This window comes from Phocaeicola plebeius, assembly GCF_003437535.1.
In the GTDB taxonomy this organism is placed as follows: Bacteria; Bacteroidota; Bacteroidia; order Bacteroidales; family Bacteroidaceae; genus Phocaeicola; species Phocaeicola plebeius_A.
In genome coordinates this window covers 1-21,453 of the sequence record NZ_QSQT01000012.1, presented here as the reverse complement: position 1 = coordinate 21,453, position 21,453 = coordinate 1, and the positions used below count along the sequence as shown (strand labels likewise).

The following is a 21,453-nucleotide window of genomic DNA, read 5'->3' as shown; positions in this document are numbered from 1 at the left end:
TAAATTCACTATCCAAAGGTAATGAAAAACTATCAATAAACAAATCATTCGCCCAAAAGGATAAAAAGCTATCACTTATCCGGCATAACTGTGCATTCCTCCGAGTACATAGTTTACGCCGAAATAGGTCATCAGTATGGCAGAGAACGAAACGATTAAAAACCAATGAAAAAAGTACGGATTTCTGAAACGAGGGATACTTTGCACATGAAAAGCCATTCCATAAAGCATGAAAGTAATCAGAGCCCAGACTTCTTTCGGGTCCCAGGCCCAATAGCTTCCCCAGGACACGTTGGCCCATACCGCACCGATAAAAATTCCGATTCCCAAGCACAACACTGCCGGATAAAGCAAGACCCGACAAAATAAAGTCAGCCGTTGCCGCTGCCACGTATGCCGCCGAATACCCAGTGCCAGGATACTACACAGACACATCAAAGCAAACAAGGCATACGACACCATAATCAATGATACATGCAGACTCAACCAGGGTGACAGCAATACCGGCATCAACGGGGTTATCTGCGGATTCATCTCGCTCAGATAAGCTACCAGCAAGGTAAAACCGGAAAGCAATAAACCGGCTGGAAGCAAAAACGAGAAGCGCCGCTGCCATATACAAGTACACAATAACAGAAATCCCGCTAAAAAAAGCATCGTTTCGTGTCCGTTTCCCAAAGGAATCCGTCCTCCAATATACCAACGAAGCAAATAAGAAGTCCAATGAAACAGACAGGCCATCCATACAGCCCACACCCATATCCATCGCCACCTACTCCTCCAGTTTCTTGCCTTATCGCCTTCTTGCATCACACAGGAATAGATCCACCAGCCCAAAGCTAGCAAACCTAAAGAAAGATTAGCCATAAACAAAATTTTAGTGAACGGTACCGCATGATAGAAAATCTCTGCACGTATTCTTAACGGAGATAACGGAGTGACACTTCCATCCTCCGGCAAAGGACGGATAAAAGTACCTTTCTGAAGCATCAGTACCATACCGGCCTTCTCATCCAGTTCCAGCACTTCTTTTTCCAACTTTTTTGCCTGACGGTTCTCCAACCAGCCTTTCTCATGCGTATTTCGCACTTCGTCCTGTAGTCTCTGCAACAACCTCTCCAATCGATAGGTCTTTCCATCGAACAAGTCTACCAGTGCGGCATACTCCGATTTCAATCCCAATTCCTGCCTCAACCGTTCACTTTTCACTCGAAACATCGGTTCGTGCTGCCATTCTTCGGGATAAAGTAACCAACTGGCCACCACCTGTTCCGGTGTCAAACCATGATAAGAAGGTTTTCCACTCAACTTGATAACAAAGTCACGGGCCAGGGTATGGAAGGGCGCCACACGGTCGTGGTATATCACCTGACGCATCTTCAGCTTTTCCGCATCCTGACGAGCCAGGACACTGACCGGACGAGCTTGAGCTATCAACTGGAAAGCGCATATTCCTAGCCATACCAGTCCCGTTTTTCTCCATAGCGGATGACGTAACAAACGGAAAAATGTCTCCTTCCGGCTACCTAACAACCACAAGGAAGAGAAAGCCAGACACAAATACCCGGCATAGGTCACAGCAATTCCCCAAGGGTCATAGTTTACACTCAACCAGCTTCCAGACAAATCCGGTTCGTATGATGACTGATAAAAACGATAACCCTCTACAGAAAGAATGTGATTCATTGAAATTACCTCTTCTTTCCATTTTCCATTCACTTTATAACTCACGTAACTCTTGTAATCAGAAGGGGCTTCCGTTCCCGGATAATAAACCACCCTGAAGCTGTCCAGAGAAAGGCTGAAAGGCAACATCCTCGTTTGCTGATCGGAAGTCCGGATAAAACTCTTCACTTCTTGCCCCTGCACCAGATGTACATACCCTTTTTCACCTGTCAGGTAGGTAAGCATGGCCCCTCCCAGTATCACTAAAAGAGAGCCATGCCACCACAAGACCGGGAGACGCTTCCACAGCCGGCATTTGCCACATGCCCGCACAAGCCCGAAAGCCAGCGCACCCCACAAGCCACAAAACCAACAAGCATGATATATATGTGTCTGGACAAAAGTTGTTCCGTATGCATGCTCTAAAAAAGTAGCTATGGCCAATACTCCCATCAGCACCACATAAAGAACTACCCAGACGTTTTTCCACAGACGTTCTTTCATACAAACTAAAAATCAGGATACGGTGTATGCTTCATCATTTTTGTGCCCATGCACTCCATCTCTATCAGCCAACCCGGACGACAGACAGGAGCCAATAGAATCACTTTTGGCATTTCCGGGAAACGCTGGTCGAACATCTCCCGCACCACGGCATAATCTGCCGCATCGCGCAGGTAAACCAACATCTGTCCGATGTCATCGAACGACATTTCTGCTTCCTTCAACAAGGTCTCCACGTTTTCCCACATGCGTTCGGTCTGTTTCCGGATATCACCCGGATACACCACTTCCCCCCTGTGATTGATACTGGCCGTACCGGATATGAAAACCTGACGTCGGTCGCCATAATCCACATACGTACCACGCTCAAAACTTACTCCATACTCATACGTAGGATTCAGATGAGTCGGTGCATATAAATAATGAATCTGCTCCTGACGGATACCCAATACGGCATACGTATCCATCTGTACCAGCACCTGCTTATCGGCATGACGCCCGCCGATACCGGTACTGGCTATATAATGTGTTTGTGGTGTCAACCCCTGCGTCACAAACACTTCGTTACGGGCTTTTACCACTCCGGCATAATTCACATCTACATTCTGTACAAAAAACCAGGTACGAATGCAGTTCTCGGCCAGATGCCCTCCTTGTGCAATCAGTTGCAGGATATAATCATTCAGCAGCAAACGGGTCTGGTATTCCGAGTTGGCCGCCCGGTTAGAAGCCGAACCACCCCACAGATGGCGGTAAGCCCCATGTGACACTTCAAACAATCCGCTTTCCAGCGCACGACATTGCACACCGGATTGCAGATATACCCATAAAGCTATTTTTGTTCCGTTCAGCGGGGGCTGTTCCACAATCGAACAGGCACAGACCGAGCTTTCCGGCACCTGTACCGCCAGCCAGTCGACCTGATTGGCGGCATCGCTTAAAAAATAACGCTTGAACACAGCAACAGCTCCCTTCAACTCATTCTCCAACAATTGATAATACGTATCGAGTAAAGTATCCAATTGTTCCTGATACGTCAAAGAAGGACGAGTAACGTGAATCATCACATGGTATTCAGCGACTCCTTCAGCCGGTTCAAAACGTGAAATTTCTACTAATGTATTTTCTTGTGACTTGTGGTTTCGTAGTTGTTTGTGGCTCATATTCATACTATATTAATATTCAAGGTTTGGCACCTCCATTTATCCAATCATCTATCAAGTTCAATAATACCGGCTCAGCCGAAAGAATATCCTGATGGTCATGGTGCACGTGACCGTTTTCATGCAGTACCTGATACAGAAAGCTGTTTTCCGCATCTGCCAGTTTCACCCTCATGACTTCCGGATTCACTACAGACGGGACATTTACCAGCTGTTCATAGCTTTTTCCTGCTGTCAGGAATAAATGTCCTGCCGCTGAAGTGCTTCCTCCATGGCAACTGGCACAGCGGGAGTCAAACACCTGCTGCTGCACAGCCTGGAACATGCCGACTTGCTGTTCACCCACGTCCATACGAATCGTGTCTTCTGCCGTTTCCGAGCAATCGACCCTGGCAAAGGTCACTACCCGCTCCCGAATGCGGTTAATCACGCACAATTCGATTTGAGTGACTTCATCTGTCACTCCCGACATCACCACCTGCACCGTACCATCTTCTCCTGCCTGCGAAGGCATCACATTGGCAGAAGTCAGTGCATATTCACTCTTCGCATCAAAACCGGCCACGGCTACCGTATATCCGGAAGGCCAGGTATCCATACCCGTTACCTTTCCGGTGAACTTCACCGTACGTCCGCCCTCTGCCGTAGCAGGCACCGCTTCATAGATACGTCCTTCATCGCAGGAAACCAAGCATAGGATTCCCAGCCCCAAGAGTATCCATCCATACACCTTTCTTTTCATCACACCCTCCTCTTTAGAACGTGTACTGAAGCATCACCGTGGCATTATGGGTCGCTATTCCCAAGTCATCATTATCGCGGTCAAGTTGTGTATCGTGCCCCCAGCGCCCTACAAACTGATACATAGCTTGCAGTTTCAGATTGCAGCCTTTAAAGAAGTAGTTTACTCCCACAGCTGGCATATTCATGAACCCGTTTGTATCCATTCCGTTGCGGTTAAAGAAATCATAACGTGCCGTAGCTTGCAGACGGGAAGTCACGAAATAGCCTCCCTGCACGTATCCTCCCAGATAGTGATACCCCTGGTCAATTTTCTGCCGTTTGGTAAAGCCCACGTGCATGTAATACATTTCCGCTCCCAGATAGAGTTTTCTTTTCAACATGGCAAACTCCAGTCCGGCACGGTAATCGTTCGTACTTTCGTTCTCACTCTCCACATTCAATGAAGTGGATACTCCCAGCATCAGCTTGTCTTCATTCAGCCGGTTAGGATTTCCCTGCGTAGAAGGCATCACTCCTTTGGGCATGTAGGTAAAACGTCCGGCATAAAGCAAGGAAGGAATGTGCCAGTCATCACTGAACGTCTTTCCTGCCGTATTCACCGAAATACCTGTACCGTTGAATAGTCCCACTTCATAACCAAACTTGTCCGCCAGCAGACCGTGTACTTCCACTCCCAAGTCGAATCCCGTTCCGATATTGGGAGTCACGGCATTCAACGAATAGGGCAGAATCACCGGAGCGGTCAGCGACAGCGGCAAGGAAGGCATCAAGGTTTCTCCCAACGTAGTCAAGTAAGCATGCGAAAAAGGAGTCTTAAACTTACCCACGCGGATAGAAAACTGTTTTTTCAGTTCCACATCAAACCAAGCCTGTTGCAACAAGGCTGCGCCCGTAGCCGCTGCATTCAGTGATAAGTTGAACGACACTTTTCCAAACGCTTTTCCTGTAAAGCCCAACACGGCATAAGGAATAGCAAAACCGGAATTGGCCACATTGTCCTGATTATAGGCCTTGTCCAGCCCTTCATCGTCATACCAGTTGAAATTGGCACTTGTCTGTACTAACAGATAAGGCTTGAACACAAAATCGCCTTTCTTGGAAGCGATGGTAAATCCCTCTCTTCCAGCCAGCGACACGATACCATTTTCCGTATCTTCTTCATGTTGTGCCAGTGCTGCCAATGGCATTACCGCAGACAGGCACAAGGCAGTCAGTATTTTTTTCATAAGTTATCAGTTTCTATACTTAATGATTAAAGTGAATTTAAAAACGCAATCAAGGCATCACGGTCTTCCTTGCTCATGCGCTTAAACAAGTTTTTCGAAGCTTCTGCCTCTCCCCCGTGCCACATGATAGCCTCTACAAGGTTACGGGCGCGTCCGTCGTGCAGGAAATAGGTATGTCCGTTCACCACTTCCTGCAAGCCGATGCCCCATAATGGAGTGGTACGCCATTCATTACCCCGGGCCAAACCACTCACGTAATTGTCGTTCAAACCCACACCCATAATTTCCGACCCCATATCATGCAGCAGAAAGTCTGAATACGGATGGATGGTCTGATTGCCCAACCACGGCAGTTCCGTACCGTTCAGCAGGGTGGCTCCTCTTACTTTTGTGTGCAGCGTAGTCACATGGCAAAGATGGCATTTCGCCTCATAGAATTTCTGTTCTCCTTTCTGTACCTGCGGATCATTCACATTCCGGCGGGCCGGCACACCCAGACAGTGCATATACAAGTCCACATCCTCCATGTCCTCGGTCGATACGTCCAACTGGTCGTACGAAAGTCCCATCATACTGCCCTGGTCCATCTGTATCTGTCCCTCACATATCTCCTCGGGATAACGGCTGTTGGTCACCCCCATATCACTGGAGAATCCTAACTCCACCGTCAAATCGGCATGCTGTGCCTTGTTGCCCGAAAGTCCCAAACGAGTTACTCCACGCTCACTGATATAATTACACCGTCCGCTAATGCCGTATTCGGGGTAATTACTTTTGGCAGCCAATGCTTCAATTTCTTTCTGGTCGAGCGCCATCATCTGCCCCATTCCCACATGACGTAACGGTATACGGACAGAACAGAACAAATCTTCCGGACGGATACTGTCGGCATACCACTCCGTAATGGTATAGGTTGGCTTGCAAAGCTCATAAGTTTCTCCATCGGGAAATTCGAATGTCTGATAATCATACTTCACAGACAATTTACCCTCCGGCTTCACCCCATAAATAGCCTGGTCATGAAGCACACGCCCATAGTTCTGGAAGAACGCTCCGTTCTTTCGGGTGATATATACCAACATGGAAGAAAAACCGTAATTTCCCGAACCGCCTTCACTCCACAAGGTAGGCTTGGTACGTCCTGCATTCCGGTGACAACTTCCACAGGAATAACCGGCATACACGGGACCCAATCCGCCATCCTGGTTACTACTGGTACGCACATCGTCATACAATCCATCTCCGTCGTTGAAACGGCTGCTGTAAATACCCGACAGCCACGACGCTTCAAAGTCGTAAGCTTTCGAAGAAGTCAGAAAATTGGTAGCTGTACCGGCTGACAGTGCAAAGCCTTCCGGCACCTCCACGTACTGTTGGTCAGTTCCTTCTTTCTCACAGCTCCATAGAAGACAGGGAAAAAGCCCGTATAACAAAAGTTTTACTATTCTCATTTATTCTTCTCATTTTCGGAAACATACAGAGGAAGCAAAGGAGGGCTTCCCCTTCTTTACTCCCCTGCCTGTCATTCATCAAAAATTTGTCTTCATGCTTAATCTACCGTACGTGCTTGTCCGTCTTTGAACAACAGGAATTCCAGGGTATGGAAACCACGTACATTCTGTGCGGCAGAAATGGCTTCACTGTCTTCTGAGTAGTCGCCACTCCATTCCATCTGGCTGTAATCTCCTGAATTCAGGATATTCACGATGGCAGCCTGGTCAAGCGGCCAGCTGTCCATATTCGGGTCAAGCCCCTGATCGGCTACCGGGCCAAACAAGAAAGCCTCACTTTTTTCCCATGGCTCACGGGCAGTAATCCAGGCATCACAAGCATCCTTGAAAGCCTGGTTGGTTGGGTTGGCTGCCAGCGCATTCACTTTATCATACAAAGTAGCCACTCTGTCTTTCAAGTCTGAATAAGTGGGTAATACCACTACATCCACGTAGTTCTTTACCACCGGACTCAGTACTGCTTCCGATAATGCATCACAAGCCGGTTTTACCTCATCTTTCAGCAAGACACTCAGTTCACTGCAGGCCTCCTGAGCCGCCAGACTCTGTTCGCTGTTGATATGGTTACGGAACGGTTGCGGGATGGCTAAAATCTTATCGTAAGCATTCTTGATAGCCGACAAAGTATTATCTGCCAGTTCCTGCTGCCCGTTGCTCACCAATACCGCGTACAAGGATTGTGCGGCCACCTGAGTTTTATCAATAGCGGCTCCACTAATCAAAGCCTCACTACGCACACCACAGAAAGCATTACAGATAGATACGATGTTATTGGAATAGTCTTCGCGCGAATGCCAGCTATACCAGGATTCCACGGCATAGAGGGCTTCTGTCACCTTCCCTGCCTGGTATTTGGAATACGGGTCACCGATTTTTGTTTCTCCCACCTCATTGGCAATATCTACACAACCGTCTATCACTTGCTGCACGCAAGAACCTGCACTGTTGAACGGTGCCCCATGATTTTTAAAGGTCACGGCATAACTTTCACCTCCTTTGTAACTGGTAGCCCAGTAGCCGTACAAGTCGGAAGCATCTTTACGAAGCAAGGTAACCACTGCCTTCATGTAGTTGTTCCAGCTCGTCGCGTTTTCCGACGTATAGTCAATGTTGGCCGCATCAGTCGGTTCTGTCGGTGTGTCTTCGTTACTGCACGCTGTCATCGAAAAGGTCAGCCCCATTGCCAAGGCTGCCGCATAAAAGAAATTCTTTTTCATATACATAATAGTTTTAGGAATTAATGATTCATTTCTTGAAAAACCAGCCGATGTAGGCCAAGCCAATGGAAAACTCATTTTCACTGGTATACGGTCCGGTACCGAACATTTTTCCTGTACCAATCTGACGGGTAGTATAGTCTGCCTTCACTACCAGATTAGGCAAAGCAAACCAATTCAACCCGGCCACCCACATGCTGACCTTGTTGCGCAAGTCCATGGTCTGCCCTGCTTCTCCTTTTTCTTGCGGATTATAGTATTCATAGCGAACAAACGGATAAATCACAGGAACTTTGGGATTGTGATTGAAAATGGAACGCAGGTTCACACCCACTTCTCCGGCATAGCTGACCGCATTTTTAGCTACCGGAACCACGCGGCTATAAGAAGCGTTGTTCGACAAACGTACATTCTTGCTGCTGATAAATTTGGAGTTCGTCAGGTTACCATAGACCACATTGGCCCGTGCGGTCACATAGTCATTCTTGTACTGCAAGTCGCCTGAATAAATCCGTAGCGATGCTTTCTGTCCCTCGTAGAAATTGGGCTTGTCGGAATTACCTGCCGTATTGGCACAATAATAAAAAGAACCTCCCACACGCAGCCCCGGCACTCCACGGTAATCTACACGAAGCACATAACCCGGAGAGTTGAAATTATCTTCCTCAAACAAACCCTGCTTGCCGCTGGCTACCCAGGTATTCCGGTCGAATCCGTTGGCATTCAGTCCGGCCACCACCAGCACCTGATAGTCGAAAGTGGCATATCCTTTTCCCAACGTACCGAAAAACTCAATACCCGTTTCATGCCAGGTAGATGGCAGGATGGTGGTTTCACCCTCCGGTCGCACTGTGCCGAAGAAATTAATCGGCTCATGATGTGCATTGGTCAGTCCCACCGGCACAATCATGTGTCCCGCCCGCACATTGAAAGCCGGATGAATAAGGCGGGTGATATGAAACTGCTCCAAGGCCACTTCTCCTCCTTTTTCCATTTCCGTTTCATATTCGCCGTTTTCCGAGTTCTCCAGCTCCATGGCAGACCCGGTTCCTCCAGCTTCAAATTCGATTTCTGCACTCAGAATCCATTTCGGAGTAAACTTATAATCCATTGCCAGCACAAAGCGCGGAATAGAAATTGTGTTCCGATGATCACGGGTGTTTCCATTTGGATTTCCGTAATAACGGTTGATGCCATAATCCTTAAAACTAGCCACAGCTTCTCCATAGCCTCCCACACGGAAACGGGTATATTCATCATTGTCCGTACGCTGTTTACGTGCTGCTACATTTCCATGCACTTCAGCCACCTGCACCGAATCAACTTCACTGGCCGAAACAGCTCCTACGGCACAGCAAAGAGCGGTTAAAAATAAACTAACTTTTTTTTTCATTTCTCTGCGATTTTTGAACACCGCAAAGGTAGACTACACAAAAAAGGCTATCAATACCTAAAAATTACGAATTTAACGAACAAAAAAATACCCAATTATAGGTAGAAGGAAGTTTCTTTATAGTTCAAGAGGCACATCGCATAAGTCACTGATTTACTATCACATATAAAAATCAGGAATAATTCAGCCTGCTGATTCACCTCATCTAACACCTGAAAGATACCTAAAAAAGAGTAGTCATTCTATACCAATGAGACACCGAAGCTTACTTATAAAACAAGGTAAAATCAAATGAAGAAAAAGAGAAATCTCAGTACACTTCAGCACGTATTTGCACTTCAAGCCAAAACGCCTTTGCGTTCAATCCCAAATGCACTTACGTTTAAAGTCAAACGCACTTGCGTTTCAAGTAAAACGTACTTACGTTTAAAAGCAAACGCACTTGCGTTTTTACGCCTACTCCATTAAGCATAAAAAAGAGGGATACATCACCCGATGCATCCCTCCTTCTATCTTATAAACACAATTTTTAAATCAGGAATCCCAACAAGATACCGGCGGCCACTGCCGAACCGATTACACCGGCTACGTTCGGCCCCATGGCATGCATCAGCAAGTAGTTGGTCGGATCATATTCCGCACCGACAATTTGCGAGATACGGGCAGAGTCGGGCACGGCAGATACACCTGCATTACCGATAAGCGGGTTGATTTTGTTTTCTTTCTTCAATACGAGATTGAATATCTTCACGAAGAGCACTCCCGACGCGGTTGCTATCACGAATGACAAGGCACCCAGGCCGAAAATCTTCAGTGAATCCCATGTGATGAATTCTGAAGCCTGGGTGGAAGCGCCTACGGTCAACCCCAACAGAATGGTGATGGTGTCAATCAGCGGACCGCGGGCTGTCTCTGCCAAACGGCGGGTCACACCGCTTTCCTTTAACAGGTTACCGAAGAACAGCATACCCAACAGCGGAAGACCCGAAGGAACCAGGAAGCAGGTGAGCAACAGACCCATAATGGGGAACAATACTTTTTCGGTATGAGATACGGCGCGTGGGGCTTTCATGCGGATGAGACGTTCTTTCTTGGTGGTCAGCAAACGCATGATAGGCGGCTGGATAACCGGCACCAATGCCATATACGAATAGGCGGACACGGCGATGGCTCCCATCAGGTTGGGTGCCAGCTTCGATGAAAGGAAGATGGCGGTCGGACCGTCTGCACCTCCGATGATGCCGATGGCAGCTGCCTGCATGGGGTCGAATCCCCATTCAAGTGCAATCATATAGGCACCAAAGATACCGAATTGGGCTGCCGCACCGATAAGCATCAGCTTCGGATTGGAAATCAATGCCGAGAAGTCGGTCATGGCTCCAATGCCGAGGAAGATGAGTGGCGGATACCATCCCGATGTCACTCCTTGATATAAGATGTTGAGAACCGAACCCTGTTCGTAGATACCGACTTGCAGGCCGGCCTCCATATTGAAAGGAATGTTGCCCACCAGCATACCGAATCCGATTGGAATCAGCAGCATCGGCTCGAATTCCTTCGCCACGGCAAGATAAATGAAGAATATACCGACGGCTATCATGATGAAATGCTGGTAAGTCGCATTGTAGAAGCCGGTATAAGTCCAGAAATCCGCCAGGTTGCTTTGTAAGAAATTGATAAATTCTCCCATAACTATTCAATGATTATAAGGTCTGTACCTTCGAGTATTGATTCTCCCTTGCTCACCTTGATGGCAGTTACCTTACCGTCACGGTCGGCCTTGATGTCGTTTTCCATCTTCATGGCTTCCAGTACGAGCAATGTCTGTCCGCGTTTCACGGCATCTCCTTCCTTCACCTTGATTTCCAGAATCACGCCCGGAAGCGGCGACTTGATGCCTGACTTGCTTCCTGCTACAGCCGGACGGCTCACGGCGGGAGGAGGAGCTGCCGGTGTGGTAGCTGCCGTACGGAGTACCGGTTTGATTTTCGGCCCGGTCTTCTTTTCCATTTCCACGGTATAGGCCGTTCCGTTTACTTCTACATGCACGTTATTGTCTTCTATATCTCCCACGGTCACCTTGTAGAGATTTCCGTTGATTTTATATCTGTATTCTTTCATGGTTTTCGTTATACTTTAGAGGTTATTTCTTATGAGGCGTTTCACGCAAGGTATAAATCTTGGAACTCCACGGTGAGTAGCTCCGTTTCACCCGGCTGATGGTCAGGATGGTTTCTTCCACATCGTGGTCGGCTCCCTGTGCTTCATGCAAGGCCATGGAAATGGCGGCAATGACTTCGCCCGGAGCTTCTCCCAGTCCGCGCTCCTTCGCTTCCTGCTTGTCGGTGACATTCTGAGCCTTCATGGCGTTGCGTTTACGCAGCTTGACGGCAACCTTGCCGATGATGCGGAAGCTGATGTACAATAGAATAAGCCCGATGAAAACCACGGTCATGGCAGTAATGGTCATGCCCAGCCCCGCCGAGTCGTGTTGTTCGAACTTGTCCATCTTCGGGTTTCCTTCCAGCGTCTGGTTGTTTGTGCTTGGAGTCACGTATTTGGTCTCGCTGTCATCCTTTACTTCCCATTGGTCTGCCCCGTCGCTTACCCGCGCATACGACTGGTCCGTCTTCAGTACACCGGCAGGCACAACCACTTCATCCAACAGTTTCCGCCCCGAATCGTACAATCCTACCCAGTTGTCACGGGTCTTGCTTAATACGAAATTGGTATGGAACGTGCCCCGTCGCGGCGCTCCGTCTGCCCAGAAGAGAGCGTGCTGGCGAGGACTGATGGCAGTCAGTACATCTCCTTTGGGAATGAAATAAGACAGGGTGTCGCCCGGCTCACTGCTCACTTTCAGGTAACATCCTGCCAGGTTGACACTATTATAAGATGTGTTGAATATTTCCACCCATCCGCTATGCACGCCATAATCGTCCTGAAAGTTGTCTTGATTATCCACCAAGACTTCGTTGATGACGATTTTACTGCCCGTATCCGGTGCGGTGCACGAACTGAGTGCACCGACCATAGCAGATGCGAAGAATATTCCGGCTATGTATTTGTTCATAACTAAACGCATTAAAAAGGTGAATGTTACAAAGGAATATTACCGTGTTTCTTGGCCGGATTGGTCAGCTTCTTAGTCTGCAACTGCTGCAGGGCACGAATGATGCGGAAGCGCGTGTTACGCGGCTCAATCACATCATCAATATAACCATATTTAGCTGCATTATACGGGTTGGCAAACAGCTTGGTGTATTCAGCTTCTTTTTCGGCCATAAAGGCTTTCGGATCGGGTGCTTCTTTTGCTTCCTTCGCATACAGTACTTCTACGGCACCAGCTCCTCCCATTACGGCAATCTCAGCAGTAGGCCATGCATAGTTCATATCGCCACGCAACTGCTTACAGCTCATCACGATGTGAGAACCTCCATACGACTTACGAAGGGTTACTGTTACTTTAGGCACAGTAGCTTCACCGTATGCATACAGCAACTTTGCACCGTGCAGGATGACTGCATTGTATTCCTGACCTGTTCCCGGCAAGAATCCCGGAACGTCTACCAGTGATACGATAGGAATGTTGAAGGCATCGCAGAAACGTACGAAACGGGCTGCCTTACGAGAAGCATTGCAATCGAGCACACCGGCCAGGAACTTCGGCTGATTAGCTACGATACCCACTGACTGTCCGTTGAAACGTGCAAAACCGATAATGATATTCTTGGCAAAATCACGCTGGATTTCAAGGAATTCACCGTTATCGACAATAGCACCGATTACTTCGTACATATCGTAAGCCTTATTCGGGCTGTCGGGTACGATTTCATTCAAAGAATCTTCCAGACGGTCTATCGGGTCGGTACAATCTACATAAGGCGGTTCTTCCAGGTTGTTCTGTGGAATATAGCTCAACAATTTACGAATCAACGCCAACCCTTCTTCTTCTGTAGAGGCTGTGAAATGAGTCACACCGGAACGAGTGGAATGTACACTGGCACCTCCCAGATCTTCCTGTGATACGTCTTCGCCTGTCACAGTCTTTACTACCTTCGGACCGGTAAGGAACATGTAAGAAGTACCTTCCATCATCAAAGTGAAGTCTGTCAAAGCCGGAGAATACACTGCACCTCCTGCACAAGGACCGAAAATACCGGAAATCTGCGGAATAACTCCCGAAGCCAGAATGTTACGCTGGAAAATCTCTGCATAGCCAGCCAAAGCGTTGATACCTTCCTGAATACGTGCACCACCAGAGTCATTCAATCCAATACAAGGAGCTCCCATCTTCATGGCCATATCCATCACCTTACAGATTTTCAGTGACATGGTTTCAGACAAGGAACCGGCAGATACCGTAAAATCCTGGGCAAAAACATAAACCAGACGGCCTTCGATTGTTCCGTATCCGGTTACGACGCCGTCTCCCAAATAATGCTTCTTGTCCATTCCGAAGTTTGTGCAACGATGCTGTACGAACATGTCCATTTCTTCAAAGCTGCCTTCGTCAAGGAGCATGGAAATACGTTCGCGGGCTGTGTACTTACCTTTATCGTGTTGTTTTTCGATGGCTTTCGCACCTCCACCCAGACGGGCCTGTGCGCGAAGCTCTATTAATTCTTTTACTTTTTCAAGTTGGTTACTCATGGTATTAGTATTTATATTTGATAATTAAATAAGGGTCTTTTCCCGGTGGTTATTTTTCACAAAGTTCCGTCAATACGCCCATGGTAGATTTCGGGTGGAGGAATGCAATGTGAAGGCCTTCTGCTCCTTTACGCGGTGCCTTGTCAATCAAACGAATGCCTGCTCCTTCTGCCTGTGCCAGCGCATTGGCCACTCCGTCTTCTACTGCAAATGCCACATGATGTACGCCCATGCCACGGTTTTCAATGAACTTGGCAATCGTGCTGTCAGGACCGGTTGGTTCCAATAATTCAATTTTTGTGTCACCACATTTCAAAAACGCAGTCTTTACCTTCTGGTCTTCTACGGTTTCTACGTTATAGCATTTCAATCCGAGGACGTTTTCATAATAAGGAAGGGCTTCTTCGATACTGTTGACCGCAATGCCCAAATGTTCAATGTGAGAGATTTTCATAATAGAATTGTTTTTTATGGGTATTAAATTAAAGTACGTGTTTAATATACACACAGACAAAGAAAAGAAAATTGTGCTGAAAAAAGAAACTTTTTGACGATTTTTTCAAAGAAATCCCGTTGTTTAAAAAGAGTTTAATCCATTGACAGAAGTATGAGAAGGGGGCTATACATAGATTTTTGTCAGCAGACGATTCAGCCAGTTCCAGCGCACATGAAACCAGCGGCGACTGCTCATCTGCTTTCCGCCGAAACGCAGAATAAAGTCACGGAAACCGTATTTCTTGAAAGGTAACCCGGCCTCAATAAATTCAAAATGAGCATATCCGTGCTCACGGGCATACTGCATGGCTCCCCATACGGCAAGCACTCCCGGGAACTGCAGCGGATACGTTTTTCTCATTCCACCAGACAAAAGCAAATAGGCATCTTCCCCGGAAAACAGACAGACCGAACCTCCGATAATCTTGTTTTTATAACGAATGATAAAAATCCGTCCGCAATGGGATGAATGCGTCAGCAAAGTAGTGAAGAAACCGATGTCGGGCAGGTAACGATGAATCTTGGGCGAATAATAATGCTTGAGCATACTGAAAAAAGCCTGTACATCTGCTTCTGTACGTGCCACATCAATTACGGCTCCATTCTTCATCCCCTGATGAATTTGCCGCTTGCGGGAGGTGCTCATCCATTTGTCCAACGAATCATGGTGTAAAGAGTTGCGCACCCGAAGCCTGCGTATCGGGAAATATCCGTTTTGCCGGAAATAACGGTAACCAAACAAAGGTTCTTCCAGATTACGAAATTCTAAAAGAAAAGATTTCTCTGCAAACTGCTGCGTAAAGTAGGAAAGCAGTTCCTGAAAAATATGTTCTTTCGGATAGGAGGAAGGAAAGTATTCACCTGTGCCGTACGCATAACTCTTTTCGGCAAAACGTAACAGATTAGTGGAACGGCGAGTGATGCATAACAGCTTTCCCACAGGAGATTTCCCCTCGTAGGCTACCAGCAAAAGCGGACGAACCCCCCTTGTCTGTTCCAGCACATGAAACAGTTCTGTAGAATGAAAGATGTTTGAACCCGGAAGGGCGGGTACATCCTTAGCGTGATAATATGTAGCTAAACGGATGTTCATGTGATGCAAATTTACATTTTTTTATTGAGGATTTAACGGGGAAGCCTTATATTTGTCCAAACAAACGAAATTTTTATGGAAAACTTCAGTGATTTAATCAGAAACCGGCGAAGCATGCGAAAGTTTACGGATGAGGAACCGACACAGGATCAGGTGCTCACATTACTGAAGGCGGCCCTGATGGCTCCGTCTTCCAAACGCTCCAATTGCTGGCAGTTCATTGTCGTAGACGACAAGGACACACTGGAAAAGTTGTCTTTCTGCAAGGAATCGGGAGCGGCATTCGTAAAAGATGCTGCACTGGCTATTGTAGTGACTGCCGACTCGCTCGCCAGCGATGTGTGGATTGAAGATGCTTCCATTGCGTCAATCATGATTCAGCTTCAGGCAGAAGATTTGGGACTGGGAAGCTGCTGGGTACAGGTAAGAGAAAGATTTACCGCCAACGGCACACCGGCCAACGAATACATCCATGAACTGTTGGACCTTCCTTTACAATTGCAAGTGCTGTCCGTCATCGCTATAGGACACAAGGGAATGGAACGCAAGCCTTTTGATGACTCACACCTGCAATGGGAAAAGGTACATATCAATAAATTCGGAGGGAAATAATGGCAGCAGCATCGGGCAAACACAAAGATACCTATCGGGCTACAGCCGTTTTTCTTGTTCTGACAGGGCTGCTCTACCTGATAGACAAATGGGTAGGATTCGGTCACCTCAGACTGCCGTGGGTGATGCAAAAAGATACGATGTTGCTGTATGCAGCCATTATTTTTCTGTGGTTCAAAAGTGACAAATCGGTAGGACTCATTTTATTAGGTATCTGGCTGATTCAGAATATCGGACTGGTCATCTCTCTGCTGGGACAGATGTCGACTTTCCTCCTGCCCGCCACCTTGCTGGTCATCGGAGTTTTACTTTACTTCTTATCTTCACGCGGATGATGAATAAAAAAGATTTTTCCATTGTATGTATAGGTGCAGGCAATGTAGCTACTCATCTGGCTCAGGCTCTGCAGCAAAAGGGATTCCACTTGTCACAAATTTACAGCCGGACACAGGAATCGGCACAAGCCTTGGCACAGACATTAGGATGTGCGTGGACCACCTGCCTGGAACAGGTAGACGAACATGCCGATTTGTACATCGTATCGGTGAAAGATTCCGTTTTGGAAACAGTCATTTCACAACTTGCCCACTGTAATCCGGATGCTCTGTACCTGCACACAGCCGGAAGTATGCCGATGGAAGTATGGAAGGGAAAATTCAAAAATTACGGAGTGGCTTACCCCATGCAGACTTTCAGCAAACAACGGGAAGTTAATTTTGAAGAAGTGCCGTTTTTCCTCGAAGCCAATTCGCCGCAGAACTTGTCCCTGCTTCAGGAAATAGCCGGAAGCCTTAGCCCAAAAGTGTACGAAGCCAGTTCGGAACAGCGAAAATACCTGCACATAGCGGCCGTCTTTGCCTGTAACTTCAGCAATCACATGTACGCCATCTGCCAGCATTTGCTTCAGGCACACCAACTTCCTTTCGAATCTATGCTGCCACTGATAGATGAAACCGCCCGAAAGGTGCATGAATTATCTCCGGTGGAAGCACAAACCGGTCCGGCTAGGCGCTACGATAAAAATGTGATTAACCGCCACCTGAATATGCTGGAAGAAGAACCTAAGCTGGCAGAAATCTATCGGTTACTGAGCGAACACATCCATTTATATGAAACAACCAATCATTGACCATTTAATTTTTCAGATATGATAAATTACGATTTGACTCAAATAAAAGCGCTGTTTTTCGATGTAGACGGAGTACTGAGCGCCGAAACAATCTTTTTGCATCCCGACGGAGAGCCCATGCGTTCTGTCAATATCAAAGACGGATATGCGCTGCAGCTGGCTGTGAAATGCGGACTGCATGTGGCCATTATCACAGGGGGAAAGACGGAAGCCGTACGGAAACGCTACGAAGGACTGGGTATCAAGGATGTGTATTTAGGTGCTGCCGTAAAAACCCGTGAATACAAGGAACTGTTAGAAAAATATAACCTGAAACCAGAAGAAGTGCTTTACATGGGAGACGATATACCCGATTACGAGGTCATGCAGTTAGTAGGACTCCCCTGTTGTCCAGCAGATGCGGCACCTGAAATCAAAGCCATCAGCAAGTACATTTCTCATCGACAGGGAGGATATGGCTGCGGACGCGACGTCATTGAACAGGTCTTAAAAGCACAGAGAAAATGGATGGCCGGGCAGGCTGCCTTTGGCTGGTAACCAATAAGTATGCAAAAGATGAAACCATTAGAAAACATACAGCATTATAAAATCGTACTTGCCTCCAATTCTCCCAGAAGAAAGGAATTGCTGAGCGGACTAAATTTAGAATATACGGTCAGGGTACTTCCGGATATAGATGAAAGCTATCCTGACACGTTGAAAGGGGAAGAAATTCCAATGTACATTTCACGTGAAAAAGCGGAAGCTTATCGTAATTCCATGGCGGAAGACGAGTTAATCATTACAGCCGACACGGTGGTGTGCATCAACGAAAAGGTATTGGGAAAACCCCGGACACTGGAAGAAGCCAAAGAAATGTTGCGGGAACTTTCCGGCAAGACACACCAGGTAATTACCGGAGTATGTCTGATGACCCGTGACCTGCAACGTACGTTCTCGGCTACTACTCAAGTCACATTCGACGTACTGACAGAGGATGAAATTGAATTCTATGTAGAGAAATTCCGGCCACTGGACAAAGCGGGAGCATACGGAGTACAAGAATGGATTGGCTTTGTGGGAGTTTCCCGACTGGAAGGCTCCTATTTCAATGTCATGGGCCTTCCGGTGCAACGTTTGTATCAGGAACTCAAGAAACTTTAATGTGAAAGGGCTGAAAAGGTTTTTCGGCCCTTTACTTTTGCCTGCCACACCAAACTGAAAGAATAGCGTTCGGGAATGGTCTTCAATACTGTATGAGCTAGGTTTTGTTGACGACCGGCAGTAAACTGGCTTCGAATCCGGGAGAACTCCCGACGGGCATTCCACACAGCTTTGGCATTGGCAAAATCTCCTTTCAAAACCCAGACTGCAGCGGCACAATAATCCAGAAAAGTACGGACACGCATCACAGGCTTCAATTCTTCTTCCGGCAGGTTCTTATACAGCATCAGCAGATTGTTTCGGAAATTCAGGAACGTTTTACGGGGATTTTCCTTTTTCAAGGTAGCTCCTCCCACATGATATACCGTACTTGAAGGAATACAGACAAGCTGATAGCCTCGACTGCGTAAACGCCAGCACAAGTCTATTTCTTCCATGTGCGCAAAGAACCGTCCGTCCAGTCCACCGACATTCCGATATACGTCCAGACGAATCATCAAAGCTGCCCCCGTAGCCCAGAACACAGGAATCACCTCGTCATACTGTCCTTTGTCTTCCTCTACGTTTTCAAAAATACGTCCACGACAAAAGGGGTAACCATAACGGTCAATAAAGCCTCCACTTGCTCCGGCATATTCAAACAGGTTCCGGTGACGATACGCACGGATTTTCGGCTGACAGGCCACAGTCTCCGGATGAGTATCCAAATAATCAACCATTGGCTGAAGCCATCCTTCTGTCACCTCTACATCACTGTTGAGCAGGACAGCGTATTCCGCGTCTATTTTCTGCAAAGCATAGTTGTAGCCATCGGCAAAACCATAATTCTTATCCAGGCGTATCAGGTGGACAGAAGGAAATTCTTTTTCTACCACCTCACACGAAGCATCCGTGGAAGCATTGTCGGCTACATAAATTTCCGTTCCCTCCAAACGCGAACAAGCAATCACTGAGGGCAAGAACTGGCGAAGCATGGCTTCCCCATTCCAGTTTAAGATGACTACAGCTGTCTTTATCATAAAATAGTTCCTTTAAGCGACGTTCCGTCTTCATTAAAATCACCCAAACGCACTTTTACCAGATGGTTATCCAGTTTTTCATCGTGCGCCAGTTCCACCCGAATGTAGTTTTTTGTAAAACCGTGCATGGGTGTACCTGCTTTAGATTTCTCCATCAGCACTTCTGCTTCTGCACCAATATGACGGGCATAGAAAGCTTTCGTCTTTTCATCTGAAAGTTCCAGTAAACGCTGGCTTCTGGCATGCTTTTCCTGAGCAGGAACCACATAATCAATTTTCAAAGCCTGAGTTCCCGGACGTTCTGAGTAACTGAACACATGCAACTGAGTTACATCCAACCCCTTAATAAACTCATAAGCTTTTTCAAAATATTCAGGAGTCTCTCCGCGAGTACCCACGATGACATCTACCCCAATAAAAGCATCGGGCATCAGAGACTTTATCTTTGCAATCTTGGCTGCAAACAAAGCCGTATCATAACGACGGCGCATCAACTTCAGCACCTCATCGCACCCGGATTGCAAAGGAATATGGAAATGAGGCATGAAACGACGGGATTGAGCTACATATTCAATGATTTCATCCGTCAGAAGATTGGGTTCGATAGAAGAAATACGATAACGCTCGATGCCTTCCACTTCATCTAAAGCCTTTACTAAATCAAAGAAGGTTTCACCCGTTGACTTTCCAAAATCACCGATATTCACTCCGGTCAGCACAATTTCTTTTCCTCCTTCAGCTGCTGCCTGCCGAGCTTGTGCCACCAAATCTTCTATCTTTCCATTACGACTTCTTCCTCGTGCAAAAGGAATGGTACAGTAAGAGCAGAAATAATCACATCCATCCTGTACCTTCAGAAAATAACGGGTACGATCCCCACGGGAACAGGAAGGAGAAAAAGTACGAATGTCTTTGGTAGCGGTAACTACAGCCTCTCCATGCGTATGTTTCTGCAAGTTGCCCAAATAATTCATCAACTCACCCTTCTGTTCTGCTCCTAATACCAAATCCACTCCTTCTATGTCAGCCACCTGTTCAGGTTTCAACTGGGCATAACAGCCGGTTACCACAATAAAAGCATCAGGATGCTGACGAGAAAGACGATGAATGGCTTGCCGACATTTCTTGTCTGCCATTTCTGTCACCGAACAGGTATTAATCACACAAATATCTGCTTTTTCACCTTTTCTGGCTGTCCGAACTCCCGCTTCCTTTAATGTTTTTCCAATAGAAGAGGTCTCTGCAAAATTAAGCTTACAGCCCAACGTATAATAAACAGCTACTTTATCCTGAAAAATAGTTGTATCAATCATATCTCTTTACAATTTTAGAAGTCTGCAAAGGTACACATTATTCACGATTCCTGAAACGAGTTTCTGAATTTGCAACCTCTATTCACTGCTTCTACACATATTTCTTCATCTTTTAAGAAATTTCTCAAAATACGAAGAAAAAAAGTGGCTAAAAAGAGAACAACGTATTGAAAAAGTCTATATCTTTGCAGCGTTTTAAGAAAACAACATAAGTATTACAGATTTAAAAAGCAAAGAAAATGAAAAAATTAGTATTTTTGTTCGTAGCATTTGCTGCAGTTTCTTTCGCTTCTTGCGGAAACAAAGCAGCTAACAGTGAAGTTGCATCTGATTCAGATTCAGTAGCAGTAGTTGAAGAAGCAGCTCCGGTTGTTGATTCAGCAGCAGTAGTTTGCGATTCAGCTGCAGTTTGCGCTGACTCAGCAGTAGTAGCTGAATAATCTCGAACATCAGAGAGAATTGAAAGTCTGTAAGCTCAGCCTACAGACTTTTTTTATGCCCTTTTGCTAACCATACATACTAATACCGGGTCAACGTAAAAACCTGAGGGATTTATTGTTTAGGCATAAATTT

The 21,453-nt window shown here is 46.7% G+C and carries 21 protein-coding genes; 6 read left to right on the top strand and 15 right to left on the bottom strand.

Annotated elements, in window-relative coordinates; translation table 11 throughout:
• Window positions 1-75: 75 nt before the first annotated feature.
• From DXD04_RS07600 to DXD04_RS07540, 13 genes are all read right to left on the bottom strand, one after another.
• Window positions 76-2,169 carry a cytochrome c biogenesis protein CcsA gene (locus DXD04_RS07600; protein ID WP_117672316.1) on the bottom strand — a complete coding sequence of 698 codons (2,094 nt, stop codon included), beginning with the start codon at window positions 2,167-2,169 and terminating at the stop codon, window positions 76-78.
• Window positions 2,170-2,174: 5 nt separating this feature from the next.
• Window positions 2,175-3,332 carry a Rid family hydrolase gene (locus tag DXD04_RS07595; RefSeq protein ID WP_117672455.1) on the bottom strand — a complete coding sequence of 386 codons (1,158 nt, stop codon included), beginning with the start codon at window positions 3,330-3,332 and terminating at the stop codon, window positions 2,175-2,177.
• Between the two features lie 19 nt (window positions 3,333-3,351).
• The gene (locus DXD04_RS07590; protein ID WP_118425135.1) at window positions 3,352-4,074 is read right to left on the bottom strand and encodes a hypothetical protein; all 723 of its coding nucleotides are present in this window, start codon (window positions 4,072-4,074) and stop codon (window positions 3,352-3,354) included.
• A gap of 13 nt (window positions 4,075-4,087) precedes the next feature.
• Window positions 4,088-5,302, bottom strand: coding sequence for a porin (locus tag DXD04_RS07585; RefSeq protein WP_117672312.1), 1,215 nt, complete (start codon window positions 5,300-5,302; stop codon window positions 4,088-4,090).
• A 26-nt stretch (window positions 5,303-5,328) separates the two neighbouring features.
• A complete protein-coding gene (locus tag DXD04_RS07580) occupies window positions 5,329-6,753 on the bottom strand; it encodes a di-heme oxidoredictase family protein (RefSeq protein WP_117672310.1) in 1,425 nt (474 codons plus the stop codon).
• Window positions 6,754-6,851: 98 nt separating this feature from the next.
• Window positions 6,852-8,030 carry an imelysin family protein gene (locus DXD04_RS07575; RefSeq protein ID WP_181977465.1) on the bottom strand — a complete coding sequence of 393 codons (1,179 nt, stop codon included), beginning with the start codon at window positions 8,028-8,030 and terminating at the stop codon, window positions 6,852-6,854.
• Between the two features lie 28 nt (window positions 8,031-8,058).
• Window positions 8,059-9,423: a hypothetical protein gene (locus DXD04_RS07570; protein WP_117672306.1), complete on the bottom strand. Its 1,365-nt coding sequence runs from the start codon at window positions 9,421-9,423 to the stop codon at window positions 8,059-8,061.
• Window positions 9,424-9,952: 529 nt separating this feature from the next.
• Window positions 9,953-11,113: a sodium ion-translocating decarboxylase subunit beta gene (locus DXD04_RS07565; RefSeq protein ID WP_117672303.1), complete on the bottom strand. Its 1,161-nt coding sequence runs from the start codon at window positions 11,111-11,113 to the stop codon at window positions 9,953-9,955.
• 2 nt (window positions 11,114-11,115) lie between these two features.
• Window positions 11,116-11,544 (bottom strand): biotin/lipoyl-containing protein, encoded by a 429-nt coding sequence (locus DXD04_RS07560; protein WP_117672301.1) that lies wholly within the window; start codon window positions 11,542-11,544, stop codon window positions 11,116-11,118.
• 22 nt (window positions 11,545-11,566) lie between these two features.
• Window positions 11,567-12,496 (bottom strand): OadG family transporter subunit, encoded by a 930-nt coding sequence (locus tag DXD04_RS07555; protein ID WP_117672299.1) that lies wholly within the window; start codon window positions 12,494-12,496, stop codon window positions 11,567-11,569.
• A gap of 26 nt (window positions 12,497-12,522) precedes the next feature.
• On the bottom strand, window positions 12,523-14,076 hold the full coding sequence (locus DXD04_RS07550; RefSeq protein ID WP_117672296.1) for an acyl-CoA carboxylase subunit beta: 1,554 nt from the start codon (window positions 14,074-14,076) through the stop codon (window positions 12,523-12,525).
• Window positions 14,077-14,125: 49 nt separating this feature from the next.
• A complete protein-coding gene (gene mce / locus DXD04_RS07545; protein ID WP_007563149.1) occupies window positions 14,126-14,530 on the bottom strand; it encodes a methylmalonyl-CoA epimerase in 405 nt (134 codons plus the stop codon).
• Window positions 14,531-14,695: 165 nt separating this feature from the next.
• Window positions 14,696-15,664: a GNAT family N-acetyltransferase gene (locus tag DXD04_RS07540; RefSeq protein ID WP_117672294.1), complete on the bottom strand. Its 969-nt coding sequence runs from the start codon at window positions 15,662-15,664 to the stop codon at window positions 14,696-14,698.
• A gap of 75 nt (window positions 15,665-15,739) precedes the next feature.
• Between DXD04_RS07540 and DXD04_RS07535 the strand changes: the two genes are divergently transcribed.
• From DXD04_RS07535 to DXD04_RS07515, 5 genes are read left to right on the top strand one after another with little or no spacing between them, the layout of a single operon-like run.
• Window positions 15,740-16,276, top strand: a complete 537-nt coding sequence (locus tag DXD04_RS07535; protein WP_117672292.1) for a nitroreductase family protein — start codon at window positions 15,740-15,742, stop codon at window positions 16,274-16,276.
• The gene (locus DXD04_RS07530) at window positions 16,276-16,611 is read left to right on the top strand and encodes a hypothetical protein (RefSeq protein ID WP_117672290.1); all 336 of its coding nucleotides are present in this window, start codon (window positions 16,276-16,278) and stop codon (window positions 16,609-16,611) included. The genes DXD04_RS07535 and DXD04_RS07530 overlap by 1 nt, the downstream gene beginning before the upstream one ends.
• Entirely contained in the window at window positions 16,608-17,405 is a 798-nt protein-coding gene (locus DXD04_RS07525) for a Rossmann-like and DUF2520 domain-containing protein (protein WP_117672288.1), read from the top strand. Before DXD04_RS07530 ends, DXD04_RS07525 begins: the two co-directional genes overlap by 4 nt.
• Window positions 17,406-17,423: 18 nt before the next feature.
• Window positions 17,424-17,942, top strand: coding sequence for a KdsC family phosphatase (locus DXD04_RS07520; RefSeq protein ID WP_117672286.1), 519 nt, complete (start codon window positions 17,424-17,426; stop codon window positions 17,940-17,942).
• A gap of 9 nt (window positions 17,943-17,951) precedes the next feature.
• A complete protein-coding gene (locus tag DXD04_RS07515; RefSeq protein ID WP_117672284.1) occupies window positions 17,952-18,548 on the top strand; it encodes a Maf-like protein in 597 nt (198 codons plus the stop codon).
• On the opposite strand, the gene DXD04_RS07510 is transcribed toward DXD04_RS07515, so the two are convergent.
• The gene (locus DXD04_RS07510) at window positions 18,545-19,567 is read right to left on the bottom strand and encodes a glycosyltransferase family 2 protein (protein WP_117672282.1); all 1,023 of its coding nucleotides are present in this window, start codon (window positions 19,565-19,567) and stop codon (window positions 18,545-18,547) included. The genes DXD04_RS07515 and DXD04_RS07510 overlap by 4 nt on opposite strands.
• Window positions 19,564-20,880, bottom strand: a complete 1,317-nt coding sequence (gene mtaB / locus DXD04_RS07505) for a tRNA (N(6)-L-threonylcarbamoyladenosine(37)-C(2))-methylthiotransferase MtaB (RefSeq protein ID WP_117672280.1) — start codon at window positions 20,878-20,880, stop codon at window positions 19,564-19,566. Before mtaB ends, DXD04_RS07510 begins: the two co-directional genes overlap by 4 nt.
• A 239-nt stretch (window positions 20,881-21,119) precedes the next feature.
• Here mtaB and DXD04_RS07500 point away from each other — a divergent pair, with 239 nt between their 5' ends.
• Window positions 21,120-21,320 carry a PG1828 family lipoprotein gene (locus DXD04_RS07500; RefSeq protein WP_117672279.1) on the top strand — a complete coding sequence of 67 codons (201 nt, stop codon included), beginning with the start codon at window positions 21,120-21,122 and terminating at the stop codon, window positions 21,318-21,320.
• The last annotated feature ends 133 nt before the right edge of the window (window positions 21,321-21,453 follow it).